Annotated in this window: 16 protein-coding genes; 9 read left to right on the forward strand and 7 right to left on the reverse strand. The window is 70.6% G+C overall.

Annotation, left to right across the window (positions count from 1 at the left end):
* Positions 1 to 14 precede the first annotated feature (14 nt).
* From CRP50_RS21185 to CRP50_RS21195, 3 genes are all read left to right on the forward strand, one after another.
* Positions 15 to 1,967 (forward strand): hypothetical protein, encoded by a 1,953-nt coding sequence (locus tag CRP50_RS21185; protein WP_097281195.1) that lies wholly within the window; start codon positions 15 to 17, stop codon positions 1,965 to 1,967.
* 64 nt (positions 1,968 to 2,031) lie between these two features.
* Entirely contained in the window at positions 2,032 to 2,421 is a 390-nt protein-coding gene (locus CRP50_RS21190) for a DUF4280 domain-containing protein (protein WP_097281196.1), read from the forward strand.
* A gap of 90 nt (positions 2,422 to 2,511) precedes the next feature.
* Entirely contained in the window at positions 2,512 to 2,883 is a 372-nt protein-coding gene (locus tag CRP50_RS21195; protein WP_281257961.1) for a DUF4280 domain-containing protein, read from the forward strand.
* Positions 2,884 to 3,010: 127 nt separating this feature from the next.
* On the opposite strand, the gene CRP50_RS21200 is transcribed toward CRP50_RS21195, so the two are convergent.
* Together CRP50_RS21200 and CRP50_RS21205 are read right to left on the reverse strand one after the other, a co-directional pair.
* The gene (locus tag CRP50_RS21200; protein ID WP_097281198.1) at positions 3,011 to 3,715 is read right to left on the reverse strand and encodes a GNAT family N-acetyltransferase; all 705 of its coding nucleotides are present in this window, start codon (positions 3,713 to 3,715) and stop codon (positions 3,011 to 3,013) included.
* 79 nt (positions 3,716 to 3,794) lie between these two features.
* A complete protein-coding gene (locus CRP50_RS21205; protein ID WP_097281199.1) occupies positions 3,795 to 6,581 on the reverse strand; it encodes a [protein-PII] uridylyltransferase in 2,787 nt (928 codons plus the stop codon).
* A gap of 143 nt (positions 6,582 to 6,724) precedes the next feature.
* On the opposite strand from CRP50_RS21205, the gene CRP50_RS21210 reads away from it, so the two are divergent.
* Together CRP50_RS21210 and CRP50_RS21215 are read left to right on the forward strand one after the other, a co-directional pair.
* Positions 6,725 to 6,970 (forward strand): AbrB/MazE/SpoVT family DNA-binding domain-containing protein, encoded by a 246-nt coding sequence (locus tag CRP50_RS21210; RefSeq protein ID WP_097281200.1) that lies wholly within the window; start codon positions 6,725 to 6,727, stop codon positions 6,968 to 6,970.
* Complete coding sequence (locus tag CRP50_RS21215) at positions 6,963 to 7,361, forward strand: type II toxin-antitoxin system VapC family toxin (RefSeq protein WP_097281201.1); 399 nt, start codon at positions 6,963 to 6,965, stop codon at positions 7,359 to 7,361. Before CRP50_RS21210 ends, CRP50_RS21215 begins: the two co-directional genes overlap by 8 nt.
* A gap of 4 nt (positions 7,362 to 7,365) precedes the next feature.
* On the opposite strand, the gene CRP50_RS21220 is transcribed toward CRP50_RS21215, so the two are convergent.
* From CRP50_RS21220 to CRP50_RS21240, 5 genes are all read right to left on the reverse strand, one after another.
* Complete coding sequence (locus CRP50_RS21220) at positions 7,366 to 8,889, reverse strand: acetyl-CoA hydrolase/transferase family protein (protein ID WP_097281202.1); 1,524 nt, start codon at positions 8,887 to 8,889, stop codon at positions 7,366 to 7,368.
* Between the two features lie 318 nt (positions 8,890 to 9,207).
* On the reverse strand, positions 9,208 to 9,576 hold the full coding sequence (locus CRP50_RS21225) for a DUF6285 domain-containing protein (RefSeq protein WP_097281203.1): 369 nt from the start codon (positions 9,574 to 9,576) through the stop codon (positions 9,208 to 9,210).
* Positions 9,576 to 10,601, reverse strand: coding sequence for a phosphotransferase family protein (locus CRP50_RS21230; RefSeq protein WP_245913602.1), 1,026 nt, complete (start codon positions 10,599 to 10,601; stop codon positions 9,576 to 9,578). The genes CRP50_RS21225 and CRP50_RS21230 overlap by 1 nt, the downstream gene beginning before the upstream one ends.
* Positions 10,589 to 11,791, reverse strand: coding sequence for an acyl-CoA dehydrogenase family protein (locus CRP50_RS21235; protein ID WP_097281204.1), 1,203 nt, complete (start codon positions 11,789 to 11,791; stop codon positions 10,589 to 10,591). The genes CRP50_RS21230 and CRP50_RS21235 overlap by 13 nt, the downstream gene beginning before the upstream one ends.
* 14 nt (positions 11,792 to 11,805) lie before the next feature.
* The gene (locus tag CRP50_RS21240) at positions 11,806 to 12,561 is read right to left on the reverse strand and encodes a glucose 1-dehydrogenase (protein ID WP_097281205.1); all 756 of its coding nucleotides are present in this window, start codon (positions 12,559 to 12,561) and stop codon (positions 11,806 to 11,808) included.
* 199 nt (positions 12,562 to 12,760) lie between these two features.
* Between CRP50_RS21240 and CRP50_RS21245 the strand changes: the two genes are divergently transcribed.
* The 4 genes from CRP50_RS21245 (at position 12,761) to CRP50_RS21260 (ending at position 17,200) form a co-directional block, all read left to right on the forward strand.
* Positions 12,761 to 13,084 carry a hypothetical protein gene (locus tag CRP50_RS21245; protein ID WP_097281206.1) on the forward strand — a complete coding sequence of 108 codons (324 nt, stop codon included), beginning with the start codon at positions 12,761 to 12,763 and terminating at the stop codon, positions 13,082 to 13,084.
* Between the two features lie 89 nt (positions 13,085 to 13,173).
* The gene (locus CRP50_RS21250) at positions 13,174 to 13,341 is read left to right on the forward strand and encodes a DUF1328 domain-containing protein (protein ID WP_097281207.1); all 168 of its coding nucleotides are present in this window, start codon (positions 13,174 to 13,176) and stop codon (positions 13,339 to 13,341) included.
* Positions 13,342 to 13,582: 241 nt separating this feature from the next.
* Positions 13,583 to 14,071 carry a hypothetical protein gene (locus tag CRP50_RS21255; protein WP_097281208.1) on the forward strand — a complete coding sequence of 163 codons (489 nt, stop codon included), beginning with the start codon at positions 13,583 to 13,585 and terminating at the stop codon, positions 14,069 to 14,071.
* Positions 14,072 to 14,257: 186 nt separating this feature from the next.
* A complete protein-coding gene (locus CRP50_RS21260) occupies positions 14,258 to 17,200 on the forward strand; it encodes a PAS-domain containing protein (RefSeq protein WP_097281209.1) in 2,943 nt (980 codons plus the stop codon).
* Positions 17,201 to 17,224: the final 24 nt, after the last annotated feature.

The raw sequence follows: 17,224 nt of genomic DNA on the forward strand, positions 1-17,224 counted from the left end.
AGGGGAATTCCGCAATGGCGAAGACGATCGAGGCGTTCAAGCGCGCCTTCCAGAAGAAGTTCGCGTCCAACGAAAAGAACTTCGAAATCCGCAAGGGCAAGGTGGAGGCCGCCCTGACCGAAATGGCCGGGGCCGTGGCGCACCTGGAGAAGCTGGCCCATCCCGAGGCCGGCACCTACCGCACGGCGCTGACCGGCCTGCGCACCCAGGTGGCCAACGCCACCGCACTCTCCAAGGCCGACGCCAAGACGGCCTTCAAGAACCTGGACTCCGTCAAGGACGAAGCACGCGACAAGGCCAAGGAGGCCCGCACGCTGGCCAAGAAGACGCCCATGCCGGTGACGCTGGCCGACGGCGGCACGGCCAAGCTCTACATGCCCGACATCCCGGGCTTCACGGGCCTGGACGACGGCAAGAAGGACGCCGTCACCAAGAAGCTGACGGAGAAGATCTCCAAGGGCCGCGAGATGCTCGACACGGTCCTCTACGGCGACGACATCGACGACCTGCCGCCGCCGAGCCGCGAGGACGTGGCGAACCTCATGTGGGCCATCAAGTCGAAGGCCCAGGAGATGACCGGCGAGCCGTACGAGCGCGGCGCGCTGACCATTCCCGACCCCGACAACCGCCTGCGCAAGTACCTGGACAAGAGCACCGAGGTCTACGGCCGCGACAGTTCCCACATCAAGGAACAGCAGGCCAAGGTGGGCGGCCAGGCGCGCGGCATCGACTTCTACGAAGGCGTGAACGAGGAAGAGGGCTCCATCGAGAACCTCGACCTGCTGCTGCCCTCGGGCATGCGCACCGTGCTCTACCAGCAGGTGGAGACGGGCAAGGGCGAGCCGCGCCTCTACCTGAAGATGGAAACCGAGTCGGCGCGCTTCAATCCGACCTTCCGCAAGCGCGAGGACACGCCTGAAAGCCGCGCCCTGACCGGCGACGACGTGCCGCGCGCCATCCTCCACCTCGGCAACCTGATCAAGTCCAAGATCGGCATGAGCCAGGGCGAGGACAAGGACCTCAAGGGCTTCCGCGAGAAGGTGGCGAGCGAGATCAAGGACCCGTACAAGAAGGCCCTCGACCTCGCCAAGAAGGGCAGCCCCGAGGCTTACGCCATCCTCAAGCGCGGCGCGGTCGAGGTGCACCAGATCTCGGCCAACATCGACGCCGTGGCCGCCGCCAAGTGCGCCGTGGACGAGAAGACCTACGCGGCGCTCTACAACGTCTACGACACCATCGCCAAGACGTTCGGGCAGCAGGACATCGACGCCCGCATCGGCGGCGAAGTGGTGGTCGACGACAACACCCTGAAGGGCCCGGTGGAGGCCGTCGACCCGACCGAGGCGCTGCAGACCATTTCCGGCCTCGGCGCCGCCATCGATCGGCTCAGCTTCGACTACGACACCACCAAGACCCTGCGCGCCACCCTGGTGAAGATCCGCAAGGAAGCCGACAAGCTGAAGCGGTCGTCGGCCATGCAGAACGGCGACGTCGCCGAGGCCATGAAGGATCTGGAGGGCAAGGCCAAGGATCTGGCAGAGCTGGTGAAGCGCCGCGTGCAGTGGGACAAGGGCTCCATCGACAAGGGCGAGCTGGCCAAGTGGATGCGCCGCAACGGCGTGCCCGGCGGCCTGCAGGACAGCTTCGCCAAGGCGCTGTCCAAGGTGCACGACCCGAAGCTGCCGACCATCCCCTTCAAGACCCTCGACGCCGTCTACGACAGCGTGGTGGTGGTGAAGGAGGACGCCCTGGTGGGCGTGCTGCAGACCATGGTCGGCAAGGTCGAGGCCTGCCAGCACACCGACGAAGAGGCGGACCTGCGCACCGTCTACGAGAACTGCCAGTCGGCCATCCGTCTCGCTCGCCGGGCGCTGCCGGACAGCAAGCTGGTGGTCTCGCACGTCGCCGCGCTGCAGGACAAGATGGCGCCGCTCGGCCGCCTGATCACCAACATGGCCAACGCCTGACCGCGGCGGCCGGCGCCCTCCCGCCCGGGGGCGCCGGCCGGACGCGAGTCGCCGGGAGAACCGCATGGGCATGTGCGTGTGCATGGGCGCGACGATGATGTGCAGCTTCGGCATGGCACCGTCGACCCTGGTCGTTCCGCCGGTCAACCGCACCCTGACCGGGCCGCCGGCCGCCAACATCATGGACAACAAGCCCATGATGAACGTGCCGCCCTTCGGGATGTGCACCAGTCCCGCCAATCCCAACGTCGCCAGCAAGATCCCGGTGCCGCCGCCGGGCGTCATCAAGCCGCAGCCCTGCACGCCGACGCTGGTCGCGCCCTGGGTGCCCGGCGCGCCGACGGTGCTGATCGGCAACATGCCGGCGCTCAACAACACGTCGAAGCTCATGTGCATGTGGGGCGGGGTGATTCAAATCCTCGTTCCGGGCCAAGTGCAGACGCAAGTCCCGTAATCCCTCCCGCAGCGAGCCGTTGCGCGCTATCCTCTTTCCACTCGCCGTGGGGGAAAAGGGGAGGGCTCGCCGATGGGCATGTGCGTATGCATGGGAGCGATGACCATGTGCAGCTTCGGGGCGGCGCCGTCGTCGCTCATGGTGCTGCCCACCAACAAGACGCTGACGGGTGCGGTACCGGCCGCCAACATCATGGACAACAAGCCCATGGTGAACGTGCTGCCCTTCGGCATGTGCATGAGCCCGTCCAACCCGACCGTCGCCGCGGCGACGGCGGCGGCACTGGGGGTGCTGACCCCCATGCCCTGCATCCCGGTCACGGCCGCCCCCTGGGTGCCGGGCTCGCCGACGGTGCTGATCGGCAACATGCCGACGCTCAACAACAGCTCCAAGCTGATGTGCAACTGGGGCGGCGTCATCCAGATCACCGTGCCGGGGCAGTTCCAGGTGATGGTGCCGTAGCCCCGGTGCCGACGAACTGCGCTCGTCGGGATCGGACGGCGCGACCGCGCCGCGCGGCTCCTGCCGCGGGAGCCAAGCGGGCCAAGGGCCCGCGCCCGGCGCCTGAGGGCACAAAGATCAACCCGGCTCAGCCGGCGACGGGCATCCGCAGCGGCGTTTTCTGACGGCCGTCGGCGTCGAAGTTGTCGGGCGCGAGCCAGCGCTCCGCCTCGGCCTTCACCGCCGGCCACTCGCCGTCGATCAGGGCGTACCAGGCGGTGTCGCGGTTGCGGCCGTGCACCACCATGGCCTGGCGGAACACGCCCTCGAAGGTGAAGCCGAAGCGCACGGCGGCGCGGCGCGACGGCGCGTTGAGGGCGTTGCACTTCCACTCGAAGCGGCGGTAGCCCAACTCGTCGAACACCCGGCGCATCATCAGGATCACCGCTTCCGTCGCCGCCGTGGTGCGGGCGAGCAAGGGCGAGAACCACACGTGCCCGACCTCGATGACGCCGTTGGCCGGGTCGATGCGCAGGAACGACAGCACGCCGACGGCGCGGCCGCTCGCCATGTCGATCACCGTGAAGAACTGCGGATCGTCCTTGCCCGCGATGCCGTCGAGGAAGGCGCGGTAGGCGGCCTCGTCGGCGAAGGGGCCGTAGGCGAGGTAGATCCATGTCCGACCCTCGGCATCGGCCTGCACCGCCTGCCACAGGTCGGCGGCGTGGCGGGCCGGGTCGAGCGGCTCGAGCCGACAGGTGCGGCCCTGCATGGGCGTCGCCGGCGGACGCGCGCGCGGCGTCCAGCCGGGCACGAGCGGGCCGATGGGCTCGCCGAGGATGGTGTCGGTCATGGTGCGGTCCTCCCCTGGGAATGGACCGCCACGCTACCAGCATGGCCGCGGGGAGGCAGGAGCCATTTGCTCCCGCCGATCACTCCGCCGCGGCGGTCTTCTTGCGCTGCGGGGCGGTGGAGCGGGCGCTGCGGCCCTCCAGGGTTTCCATCAGCGTCTCGCGCACCTGCCGCAGCTTGGCGTCGTGCTCCACCTTCATGCCGAACACGTCCTTGACGTAGAACACGTCGACCACGCGCTCGCCGTAGGTGGTGACCTGGGCGGAGTGGATCTGCAGCCCGCAGCGGGTCAGCGCCGCGGTGACGTCGTAGAGGAAGCCGGGGCGGTCGCGGCCGTTCACCTCGATCACCGTGTAGGTCTTGCTGGCGGTGTTGTCGACCAGCACGCGCGGCGGCACCTTGAAGACGCGAGTGCGGCTCGGCAGGCCGGAGGGCTTGGCGGCCAGCTCGCGCTCCAGCCAGATGCGGCCCGACAGGGCCTTCTCGATGGTATCGGCCAGGCGCTTCAGTTTGTCGGGCTGGGTGACCGGCGAGCCGTCCGTCTCCTGGATGGAGAAGGTGTCGAGCGCCATGCCGGTGGTCAGCGTCATGATCTTGGCGTCGACGATGCTGACGCCCGACAGCGACATGGCGCCCGTCAGCTTGGAGAACAGGCCCGGGTGGTCGGCGGCGTAGATGGTGACGTCGGTGACGCCGCGGATCTCGTCGACGCGGCTGTCCACCGTGAGCAGCCGGCCCTCGCGCTCGGCCTTGCGCACCAGTTCCGCGTGGTGCTGCTGGGTGACGGTGTCGAAGGTCAGCCAGTAGGACGGATAGCCGCGCGCCATGTGCTCGTCGATGTCGGCGCGCGTCCAGCCCGTCGCTTCCAGGGTGGTGCCCAGGGCCTCCTTCTTGCGGGCGACGCGGGCGTCGCGCGAGCCGGCCGACAGGCCGCCCGACAGGGCGTCCTCGGTGCGGTAGAACAGCTCGCGCAGCAGCGTGCCCTTCCAGCCGTTCCACACCTGCGGCCCGACGGCGCGGATGTCGGCGCAGGTGAGCAACGTGAGCAGCTTCAGGCGCTCCGGCGACTGCACCAGGCCGGCGAAGGCCTTGATGGTGTCGGGGTCGTCGACGTCGCGCTTGAAGGCGGTACGGCTCATGTCCAGGTGGTGCAGCACCAGCCATGAGACGGTTTCCGTCTCCTCGGGCGTCAGGCCGAGCCGCGGGCAGAGCTTCAGTGCGATCTTGGCGCCGATCTCGGAATGGTCGCCGCCGCGGCCCTTGGCGATGTCGTGCAGCATGACGGAGACATAGAGCGCCCGGCGCGACTGCACCTTCTGGATCAGCTGGGTCGACAGCGGCAGCTCGTGCGCCAGCTTGCCCTGCTCGATGCGGTTGAGGATGCCGATGGCGCGGATGGTGTGCTCGTCGGTGGTGTAGACGTGGTACATGTCGTACTGCATCTGCGCCACGACGCGCGCGAAATCGGGGATGAAGGCGCCGAAGACGCCCGACTCGTTCAGCCGGCGCAGGGTGTTCTCGGCGTCCTTGGGGTGGGACAGCATCTCGACGAACAGGCGGTTGGCCTCGGGGTCGCTGCGCAGGCCCTTCACCCGCTGCAGGGTTTCGGTGACCTGCCGCAGGGTGTCGGGGTGGATGTCGAGGCCGTGGCGCTGCGCCACATGGAACAGCGACAGCAGGCGCACCGGTTCCTCGGCGAAGGCGCCTTCGTGAGCGACGGCGATGCGGCTGCCCTCCACCACGAAGCCTTCCAGGTTGCGCTTGCGGAAGGCGGCCGGCATGCGGACCTTGGGCTTGCGGCGGTTGCGCTCCTCCAGCACGGCGCAGAAGATGCGCGTCAGGTCGCCGACGTCCTTGGCGACCAGGAAGTAGTGCTTCATGAACCGCTCGACGCCCTTCACCGAGCCGCGGTCGGTATAGCCGAGCTTCTCGGCGACCGCCGACTGCATGTCGAAGGTGAGCCGGTCTTCGGTGCGCCCCGTGAGGTAGTGCAGGGCACAGCGCACGCTCCACAGGAAGGTCTGCGCCTTGATGAAGGTGGTGGCCGCCTGCTCGGAGATGACCTCCATCTCGGCCAGCTGCCGCATGTCGGAGACGCCGTAGAGGTACTTGGCGATCCAGTACAGGGTGTGCAGGTCGCGCAGGCCGCCCTTGTCTTCCTTCACGTTGGGCTCGAGCACGTAGCGCGAATCGCCCAGGCGGTCGTGGCGCTGGTCGCGCTCCGCCAGCTTCTGCTCGACGAACTGCAGGCCGGTGCCGGCGATGATCTCGGCCTTGTAGCGGTTCTGGAACTCGTCCCACAGGGCGCGCTGGCCGACCAGATAGCGGGCCTCCAGCATGGCGGTGCGGATGGTGATGTCGGCCTTCGCCTGGCGCATGCACTCCGACACCGAGCGGGTGGCGTGGCCGACCTTCAGCCCGATGTCCCACAGCATGTAGAGCATGTACTCCACCACCTGCTCGGAGTAGGGGGTGGTCTTGTAGGGCAGCAGGAACAGGAGGTCGATGTCCGACTGCGGCGACAATTCGCGCCGCCCGTAGCCGCCGACCGCCAGCACCGCCAGGTGCTCGCCCATGGTCTTGACGCGCGCCGGATAGACGTGGGTGACGGTGTAGTCGAACAGGGTGAGGACCAGCTGGTCGACCAGATAGCAGTTCTCGCGCACGCACTGGTCGCCGCGGCCGTGCTCGTCTTCGAAGCGGCGGCGCACTTCCTCGTGGCCGCGCTTGTAGGCGTCCTTCAGCGCCCCGAGGGCGGCCAGGCGCTTCTTCTGGTCGAGCAGCGCCCCGTCGGTGGCGATGTCCTCCAGCCGCCCGACGAGGGCCTTGCGGTCGATGACGGCGCGCGGCTTACGGATCTTCAACATGGCGGTTCCCGCCCCCTGCATTGCGGTTGCAGGCAATATAGGCCGTCGGGGCCGCGATCACCACAAGGGGATGCGGGAGGGGGCGTTGCGGTGCCTTCGGCGCAGTGCCATATTTTCGGCTGTGCCACACCGGAGGAACAGTCATGTCCCAGCACGTGACCATGGCGAAGAACGGTCGGATGGTCGTTCCGGCGCAGATCCGCGCCCGGCTCGGCATGCAGGAGGGCGGCGCCTTCCTCGTCGACGTCGAGGACGGGCAAGTGGTCATGCGCCCGTACCGCGCCGTGCTCGAAGAAGTGTGGGCCGAGATGCGCCGCTACGTCCCGGAGGGCGAGGACTTGGCCGGCGAGTTGGTGGCGGAGCGGCGCCGGGCTGCCGCCGATGAGTGACGTCGTGCTCGATGCGTCGGCCCTGCTCGCCCTCCTCGACCGGGAGCCGGGCTACGAGGCCGTTGCCGCGGTCATGCCTGGCGCGCTGCTCTCCACCGTCAATCTGAGCGAAGTCCTCGGGAAGCTCGTGGACCGCGGAGTGCCCGTGGCGGTGGCGGCCCGCGTGGCGGAAGCGGTAGGCGCGACGGTGGTCGACCTCGACACCGAGACAGCCGTCGAGGCGGCGGCCCTGCGGCAAGCGACCCGGGGCGCCGGGCTGTCGCTCGGCGACCGGGCCTGTCTGGCGCTCGCCCGACAGCGGGGGCTGCCGGCGCTGACGACGGATGCGGCCTGGGAGCGGGTTGCATCCGCCGTGGGAGTCGACGTGCGCAACATCCGTCCCAGGCCCTGACCGCCTACTCCGCCGCCGCCTCCGGCACCTCCGCGGCGCGGCGCATGTCGCCGTGGGTCTGGTAGGCGAGGTGCAGCGCGAAGGCGCGGTCCAGGCGGTGGGGCGTCTGGCCGCCGACGGTGCGTTCGGCGTCGCGGTAGTAGTCGCGCAGGAGGTCGCGGTACTCCGGGTGGACGCAGGTGTCGATCACCACCGCCGCCCGCTCGCGCGGCGCCAGCCCGCGCAGGTCGGCGAGGCCCTGTTCGGTGACGATCAGGTCGACGTCGTGCTCGCAGTGGTCGACGTGGGTGGCGAAGGGCACGATGGAGCTGATGGCGCCGCCCTTGGCCGTCGACTTGGTCACGAAGACCGACAGATAGGCGTTGCGCGCGAAATCGCCCGAGCCGCCGATGCCGTTCATCATCTGCGAGCCGGCGACGTGCGTCGAGTTGACGTTGCCGTAGATGTCGGCCTCCAGCGCCGTGTTGATGGCGATGAGGCCGAGGCGGCGGATGACCTCGGGATGGTTGGAAATCTCCTGCGGGCGCAGCACGAGGCGGCTCTTGTAGCGGCCGATGTCGTGCAGCACCTGGTCGTGGCGCTCGGGCGACAGGGTGATGGAGCTGCCCGAGGCGAAGACCATCTTGCCGGCGTCGAACAGGTCGAAGGTGCTGTCCTGCAGCACCTCGGAATACATGGTCAGGTCGTGGAAGTCGGTGTCGAGGAAGCCGTGCAGGACCGCGTTGGCGATGGACCCGATGCCCGCCTGCAGGGGCGCCAGCGACGAGCCCAGGCGGCCGCGGCGCACCTCGTTGGTCAGGAACTCGGTCAGGTGGCCGGCGATCAGCTTCGTCTCGGCGTCGGGCGGCTGGATGGCGGCGCAGCTGTCCTCCTTGGCCGTGATGACGATGGCGGCGATCCGCGACGGGTCGATGGCGATGGACGGCACGCCGACGCGGTCGTCGGGGCGGGTGATGGGGATGGGGCCGCGGAACGGCCGCCGCGTCGGGATGTAGATGTCGTGCAGGCCTTCCATGACCGGCGACAGGGTCAGGTTGATCTCGACGATCACCTTCTCCGCCAGCATGGCGAAGGTCGCCGAGTTGCCGACCGAGGTGGTGGGGACGATGGAGCCGTCCTCCTTGATCATCACCGCTTCCACGATGGCGACGTCCACCGGCCCCAACTGGCGGGAGCGCAGCATCTCCACCGTTTCCGACAGGTGCTGGTCGACGAACATCACCTCGCCGGCATTGATGCGCTTGCGCAGCGCCGGGTCGGACTGGAACGGCAGGCGGCGCGCCAGCACGTTGGCCTCGGCGAGCGTCTTGTCGAGGTCGTTGCCGAGGCTCGCGCCCGTCAGCAGGGTGATCTTCAGTGGCTCGCGGCGGCCGCGCTCGGCCAGCGCCAGCGGCACCGCCTTCGCCTCGCCGGCGCGGGTGAAGCCAGACATGCCGACGGTCATGCCGTCGCGGATGTGCAGGGCCGCCTCTTCGGGCGTCACCACCTTGCTCCACAGGGAGCGGGGCTTGATACGGTCTTCGTACATGGGAAACGGCATCCCCTCGGTTGGCGGGACGGGACACGCTTCGCGGCCGGGCCGGGAACCCCGGCGACGAAGCGCGCAGATCCGGGAACGGTCTGCGTTAGCACCGCTACATGAGGAAATGCGAGACAAAGAGCTCTGCGCTGGACGCATGGCTCCATGCGGCGGTGGCGGAAAGCCGGCGCGTGGAGTCAACTTCTCCTTGCCGCTGTCCGGAACGAGTCTAAACTGCACGGACAGACGAGAACATGGGCTGTCGGGCGTGGGGCCGGGCAGTCGTGCGGGAGGCCGGGTAGCGATCGCGCCCGGCTTTCTGCGTTTTCAGCGCCCTTTGGCGGCCTTGGGGTTGCTCTCGGCCAGCTTGGCGAGGGTGGTGGCGCGCAGATGATCGACCACCGCCGCCCGCTCCGGCGCCCCCGGATCGAATCGCCCGGCGCGTATGTCGGCCGCCAGGGCCGACTCCAGCTCGGCCAGCGTCTCGCGCTTGTCGGTGTAGAGGGCCGACAGGCGGGCGTGGGCCTCGTCCTCGGGATGGGCGCCGGCGCGCACCTGGCGGGCGGCGATGCCCATGGCGTTGGCGACCATCAGCGCGTCGTAGCGGCAGTCGGCCGGCAGGTGCGGCAGCAGGCGGTCCTTGAGCACGGCCAGCGCCGTTTCCAGCAGATCGGCGGCCTGGGGGTCGTCGCGCATCAGCCGTCCTCCCGCGTCATGTCGAGGATGTCCATTTCCAGCTCCGGCACCACATGGGCCGTCAGCGCCAGTTCCAGATTGGTCTCGCCGCCGCAGACATGGCGTTCCGCCTGCTGCAGGGCGATGATGGCCCACCGCATGGTCGCCATGACCTCCCAATAGAAGACCTGGGTGCGGTCGAGCGGCCGGCCCGATTCGCTTTCGTAGCCGCGGTAGAAGGCCTCGCGCGGGCCGATGCCGCCGGCCTCGTTCTGCCGCTGTCCGAAGCGCCAGCAGGGGGCGCAGAACCACCCCACGTCGGCCAGCGGGTCGCCCCAGGACGCGAACTCCCAGTCGAGCACGCCGGTGACGCCGCCGCGGTCCACCATCAGGTTGCCGGTGCGGAAGTCGTTGTGGGACAGCACGATGTCGCCGCGCTGCGGGGCGTGGCGCTCCAGCCAGCGCAGGCCCCATTCCAGCACCGGGTGCGCCCGCCGGTGGCCGTCGAGCCAGCCGCGGAACTCCGCCACCCAGGCGAGCGCCGGCGAGCCTTCGGGCATGGCGAGGAAGCCCAGGTCGTCGCGCGGCGGCCGTACGGTGTGGATGCGCGCCAGCTCCCGCCCCAGGGCCGCCACCAGCACCTCGCGCCCGCCGCCGAGGGCGTCGTCCTTCACCACCTTGTGGCCGGCGGCGACGCCGGCGATGCGGCGCATGGCGAAGAACGGCTTGCCGAGCACCGCGCCCTCGGCCTCCAGCCACAGTGGCTCGGGCACTGTCACGCCGGCGTCGAAGGCCGCCTTGAACAGGGCGAACTCCTGCGCCCGCCCGTGGCTGACGGCGACGCCCGAGGGCGCATCGGTGCGCACCACAAGGGCCTGCACGCCGGCGAAGGGTCCGCCCGTCACCTCGGCGTCGACCGCCCAGTTCTCCTGGATGGCGCCGCCGGAAAGCTTGCGCACCTCGGTCAGGCTCACCCGGTCGGCGCCCATGCGGGCGGCGAGCCAGGTTTCCAGGGCCTCCTTGCGGCCCTCCATCAGGCGCCCCACGACCAGAAGTCCTGCCCCTCGGCCGCGAGCGCGCGGGACAGCACCATCTTGTGGACCTCGCTGGCGCCGTCCACCAGCCGGGCCTGACGGGCGTAGCGGTAGATCCATTCCAGCGGCGTGTCCTTGGAATAGCCGCGCGCGCCGTTGAGCTGGATGGCGGTGTCCACCGCCTGCTGCAGGGCGTCGGCCACCACCACCTTGGCCATGCTCACCTCCTTGCGGGCGAAGTCGCCCTGGTCGAGCTTCCAGGCGGCCTTCATGGTGAGCAGGCGGCCGATCTCGATCTGCATGGCGGCGTCGCCCATCATGGTCTGCACGCTCTCGTGCTCGGCCAGCGTCGAGCCGAAGGCGCGCCGCTCGCTGATATAGTCCTGGGCGATTTCCAGCGACCGCTTGGCGAGGCCGGTCCAGCGCATGCAGTGGGTGAGGCGGGCGGTGCCGAGGCGGATCTGCGTCGCCTTCAGGCCGTCGCCGACCTTCACCAGCACGTTCTCTTCCGGGATCTCCAGGCCGTCGAACACCAGTTCGCAATGGCCGCCGTGTTCCTCCGGCCCCATGATCGGGATGCGCCGCTCGATGCGCCAGCCGGGCTGGTCGCGGTGGTAGAGGAAGGCGGTCAGGCCCTTGCGCGGGTCGTCGGAGGTGCGGGCGATGAGGATGAAGTGCTCGGCCGCGCCGGCGCCGGTGATGAACCACTTGCGGCCGTGGACGACCCAGCGGTCGCCCTTCTTCTCCGCCCGCGTCGCCATCATGCCGGCGGGGTCGGAGCCGGAGCCGGGCGCCGGCTCGGTCATGACGAAGGACGACCGCACCGTGCCGTCGATGATGGGCTGCAGCCAGCGGTCCTTCTGCGCCTCCGTCCCCACCTTGTTCAGCAGGATCATGTTGCCGTCGTCGGGGGCGGCGGAGTTGAACACGACGGGGCCGAAGATGGAGCGGTTCATTTCCTCGTAACACGCCGCCATGCCGACCACCGGCAGGCCCATGCCGCCGCGCTCGGCGGGCATCTGCAGCGCCCACAGGCCGGCGGCGCGGGCCTTGGCGCGCAAGGCCTGCAAGGCCTCTTCGGTGATGTTGTCGTGTTCGTCGTAGGCGCTGCGGTCGGCCTCCACCGGCAGGATGTGGTCGGCGACGAAGGCGCGGATGCGCAGGCGGATCGCGTCGATCTCGGGCGACAGGGCGAAGTCCATGGGGCGGATATCCTTCAGAGGGAGCTGACCAGGTGGCCGCCGTCGACGGCGAGCACGGACCCGGTGAGGTAGCTGGCGGCATCGCAGGCGAGCAGCAGGAGCGGGGCGTCCAGCTCCTCCGGCTTGCCCAGGCGGCGCTGCGGGATGCGCTTGATGAGCGCCTTGCCGGCGTCGGTGGCGAAGAACTCGGCGTTGATGTCGGTCTCGACGTAGCCGGGGCACAGCGCGTTGACGCGGATGCCGTGGCGCGCCCACTCCAGCGCCAGCGCCTTGGTCAGGTGGACGAGCCCGGCCTTGCTGGCGCAATAGGCGGCGACCGCCCCGGCCGGGCGCAGGCCGGCGATGGAGGCGATGTTGACGATGCTGCCGGGCACGCCGGCCGCCGTCATGCGCCGGGCGGCGGCCTGGGCGACCAGGAAGGCGCCGGTCAGGTTGGTGTCGAGCACGCGGTCCCAGTCGTCGGGCGTCACGTCGAGGGCGGCGCGGGTGTCGGCGATCCCGGCGTTGTTGACCACCACCGTCACCGGCCCGCCGGCCTTGGCTTCGGCGGCGGCGAAGGCTTCGGCCACCGAAACCGGGTCGGCGACGTCGAGCGCCACCGCATGGCCCTGCGGGCCGAGCGCGGCGGCGGCGGCCTCCAGCTTCTCCACCCGCCGCGCCGCCAGGACCACCGTGGCTCCGGCGCGGGCGAGCACGCCGGCGAAATGGCGGCCGAGGCCGCCGGAGGCGCCGGTGACCAGGGCCACCTTGCCGTCCAGACTCAACTGCATGAAGGAATGCCTCCCGGGCGAATGCTGGTCTTGTCGTTGACGTTCTTGTTCGTTCGTCCACGAGTGTTCGGGAAGGCGGCGGTCCGCGTCAAGGGCCGCAGGCGCAAGGCATTGCAGCCGAAGGGTCCGCTCCTGCGTTTGCCCCGGCGAGGCGAAAAGGTCGCCCGTCGCACAACCCGCCAGCAGGAGGAGTTCCATCATGGCCGAGGTCAACGAAGCCGCCGCCCGTGCCCAGGAAGGCACCGCCCGCGTCCGAGCCGAGGGCGACGTCGACCGCCTGAAGAGCGACATGGAGGCGCTGCGCAAGGACTTCGCCTCCTTGGCGGAAAGCCTGCGCGACCTGACCAGCGCGCGCGGCCACGCCACCGCCGAGCGCGCCCGCGCCACCGCCGACGACGTGCAGCGCCGCGCCCAGGCGGGCCTGGAGCAGGCGCAGGCGAGCATTGAGCAGCGCCCCATCACCAGCGTGCTGATCGCTTTCCTGGTCGGCCTCGTCCTCGGAAAAGTCATGGACCGTGACTAGGCGGGGATGTCGCCGGTGCCCGCAACGGGTGTCGGCCCAGGGCCGTTGATGAAGCAACACAACGGACTAACGACCCCCCGGAGGTCACCATGCTTTACTGGGCTCTGATTTTCTTCGTCGTCGCCATCGTGGCGGCCGTCTTCGGCTTCGGCGGCATCGCCTCGGCCTCGGCCGGCATCGCGCAGATCCTGTTCTTCATTTTCCTGGCGCTGCTGGTCGTCTCGCTCATCGCCCACGTGGTGCGCGGCAGGCGTTGACGCCGCGCCGGCCTCGCCCTTTCCCCGGCGCCCCATGGGCGTCGGGGATTGTTCTTGTGGGTCATATACCTTTGCATGAGGTGCCCCCGCGACCGACGGTTGCCCTGCCTTTGGCGTGCGCCACCGGCGTAGGGCCGCGGCTCTGCGGCGGAAATGGGGGCTTGCCAAAAGTCCCGCGACGGAACATTTCGCCGTTGCGATTGTTTTTCCGTCATCCAATCCCCGCGAAGGTCGTCCTGCCATGACAGCGCTCGCCACGGCCTGCCTCGATCCCCTGTTCACCGCGTGCGAGGCCGGCCGGGCGCTCTACGCCGGGGCTGCGCGTACCGTCGGCGACCCCGGCCTGAAGCTGCAGTTCAACCACATGGCAACGGCCCGTGCCGACGTGCTCGCGGAAATCGCAGCGGTGCTCGGCCGCGAGGTGGTGTCCATGGAACAGGACGTGGCCGCTCCCGTTGCACGGTGGCGGGTCGGCGGCAAGGTGCCGCTGGGTGGCGAAGTCCGTCCGCGCGCGCTCGCCGGCGACGAACTGTGCGGCCTCGTGCGCCGCCTGCGCGAACACGACGAGCACCTGCTGCTGCAGATGCGCCAGCACGTCGACACCATTCCCTGCCTCGCGACGGTCCAGGTGCTGGAGCGCGCCATCGGCGTGCTGTCGCAGGACCTGGACAAGATCCGCATCCTGGAAGCCCTGGCCGCCGGTCAGGAAGGCGCCCCGGCCACGCCCTGAGTGCCTCCGTGCCGGGCATCCACGGCGTGCCCGGGACCTGCCGGGGACACCCTCCCACGGCCCGGGCAGCGGGCCGTCCGCATACCTCCGATACGACCGCACCCCTACTAAGGTCTTGCCGACCTGCGCCGGGGACGTCACCTTGTCCCTTCGGCCGCCGGTCGGTGCGGTCGAGGGGGAAAGAGCATGACGCTGAAGGATGACGCCGCGGCCGCACCCACCCTGCGGCCGCACGGCCTCGTGGTGTCGGCGCTCGCCGCGGCGGTGGCGGCGGTGCTGGGGGGCGGTGCGGCGGCGCAGGGGTTCGGGGTGCCGGCGGCGGTGCTGGGCGGCGTGGCGGCGGGCGCCCTCGGGCTGGTCGTGCGGGCCGGGCTGCGGGCCCAGGCGACGGCGCGGGCGGCGGTGGCGCGGGCCGAGGAGGCGGAGCGGCAGGTGGCGGACAGCGCCGTCCTGCACCGCCATCTGGTGGACGCCGTCGATTCCATCTCGGAAGGCTTCGTGCTGTTCGGCGGCGACGGTCGGCTGGTCATGTGCAACGACCGCTACCGCCGCGCCTATCCCATGCTCGCCGATGCGCTGCAGCCCGGCATCACCTTCGACGCCCTGCTGCGCATGGCGGCGGCGCGCGGCGCCCACGATCCCGCCGAAGGCCCCCTGGAACCCTGGGTGCAGCGTCGCCTGGAGCGCCACCTGGACCATCGCGCGCCGGTCGATTGCCGTCTGTCCGACGGCCATTGGTACCGCATCAGCGAGCACGCCACCCGCGCCGGCGGCGTGGTGAAGGTGCTGATGGACATCACCGCCCTGAAGCGTCACGAGCAGGAACTGGCCGAATCGAGCGCCCGCCTGCAGACGACGCTGGAGAGCATCACCCAGGGCCTCGCCGTGTTCGACGCCGACCGCCGGTTGGTGGCATGGAACAGCGTCTTCCCGCGCCTCATGGACGTCGCCGAGGACGCCTTGCCGGGCCGCGGCCTGGTCGCCCTGCTCGGCGGCCAGTCTCTGCTGCCGGCCGAGGACACCGCCGGCGCCGAGACCTGCGAGGTCGACGTGGCCGGGCGCCGGCTGGAGGTGCTGGTCACCCCCATGCCGCTGGCGCACGGCGGCTGCGTCGCCACCGTCACCGACGTCACCGACCACCGCCGCCACGAGGCGGTGCTGACCGAGCTGGCGGCCGGGGTGACGGCGGGCGCCGCCGGGGCGAGCGACTTCTTCGCCGCCCTGACCGACAGTCTGGCGCGGGCGCTCGACGCCGACGGCGCCTTCATCGCCGAGCTGGCCGACGACGCCCTGCTGCCGGTGGCGGCGGTGCGCGACGGTCGGCCTTTCGTGCTGAAGCCGCTGCCGCTGGTCGGCGCCCTGCACGACGCCGTCACCCGCGGCCGCTGCCTCGTCGTCGACGTGCTGCACGATGCGCCGGGGGTCTGCGCTGCGGCGCCGGCCTTCGACGCCATCTCGTGCCGGGCGCGGGCGGTGATCGGCGGGCATGGACGGCCCATCGGCGTGGTCGCCGTGCTGTCGCGCACGCGCATGGAGCCGCGGGCCAGCGCCGAAACGCTGCTCGACATCTTCGCCGCCCGCGCCGCCGCCGAACTGGAACGGCAGCGGGCGCTCGCCGCCCTGCGCGACAGCGAGGCGCGCTACCGGCACCTGGTGGAGCGGGCGCCCTACGGCATCCTGCTGACCCGCGCCGGCCAGGTGCGCTTCGCCAACGCCGCCGCCCGCGCCCTGCTGGCGCCGCCGGAAGGAGAGGCCGTCTCGCCGCTCGGGCGCCCCTTGCCCGACCTGCTGGGCTTCGAGCCGCCGCTGACGGCGGCCGGCGGCGTCGAGGCCATGGTGGAGCACACCCGGCGCGGCGCCGGGGCCGCCGACCGTCACATGCTGATCGGCCGCTACCCCATCGACGCCGAGGGCGGCGACGCCGACCTGGTGGTGCTGGCCGACATCACCGACCGTCGCCAGACGGAACTCGCCCTGCAGCAGGCGCAGAAGATGGACGCCGTCGGCCAGCTCGCCGGCGGCATCGCGCACGAGTTCAACAACATGCTGACGGCCATCGGCGGCTTCGCCCGCATGGCCGAGCGGGCGCCGGACGATGCCGAGCGCGTCATCACCTGCCTGGCGGAAATCGTCAAGGCCTCCGACCGCGCCGCCGCCCTGACCGCCCAGCTGCTCGACTTCAGCCGCCGCCGCGGATCGGATCAGGCGGTGGTGCTCGATGCGGTCGAGACGGTCGGGCAGCTCAAGAGCTTCCTGCGCCCCGTGCTGGGCGAGACGGTGACGTTGACCATCGAGCCGCGCGTCGCCGCGGTGCGGGTGGAGGTGGATCCGGCGCGCTTCACCCAGGCGGTGGTCAACCTCGCCATCAACGGCCGCGACGCCATCGCCGAGACGGGGCGCGGCCACGGCACCCTCACCATCGGCGTGGATGCCGTCGAGCTGCCGGTCGACGCCCCCTTGCGCGACCGCCTGCCGTCCCTGCGCGGCACCCGCTTCGCCGTGGTGGAAGTGACCGACAGCGGCACGGGCATCGCGCCCGACATCGTCGACCGCATCTTCGAGCCCTTCTTCACCACCAAGGCGCAGGGCAAGGGCACCGGCCTCGGCCTGCCCATGGTCTACGGCCTCGCCACCCGCGCCGGCGGCGGGCTGGAGGTGGACGGCCGGCCGGGGCAGGGGGCGGTGTTCCGCCTCTACCTGCCGGCGGTGGAGGCAGCGGTGGCGCCCGTGGCGGCGGAGATCGCGACGCCGGTCGTCGACCTGTGGGGCACCGCCCTGCTGGCCGAGGACGAGGAGCCGGTGCGCGACTACTTGCGCCTGGTGCTGGAAGAACACGGCATGGAAGTGGTCGCCTGCGCCGACGGGGCGGAAGCCCTGGCCGTGTGGCGGGCGGAGGCGGAGGGGATCGACGTGGTCGTCTCCGACATGGTCATGCCCGGCATGGGCGGGCTTGACCTCGTGCGCGCGATGCGCGAGGACAGGCCCGACGTGAGCGTGGTGCTGGTTTCCGGCTATGCCGCCGAGGCGGAACCGCGGGTGGCCGAGTTGGGCCCCGGCGTGACCTTCCTGCCGAAGCCGGTGCAGCCCGACCGCCTGCTGGCGGCGGTGCGGCAGGCCCTGGAACGCTGACGGGGCGAGGGGAAAGAACCGAAG

It is taken from the genome of Caenispirillum bisanense (assembly GCF_900230255.1).
Lineage (GTDB): Bacteria > Pseudomonadota > Alphaproteobacteria > Rhodospirillales > Rhodospirillaceae > Caenispirillum > Caenispirillum bisanense_A.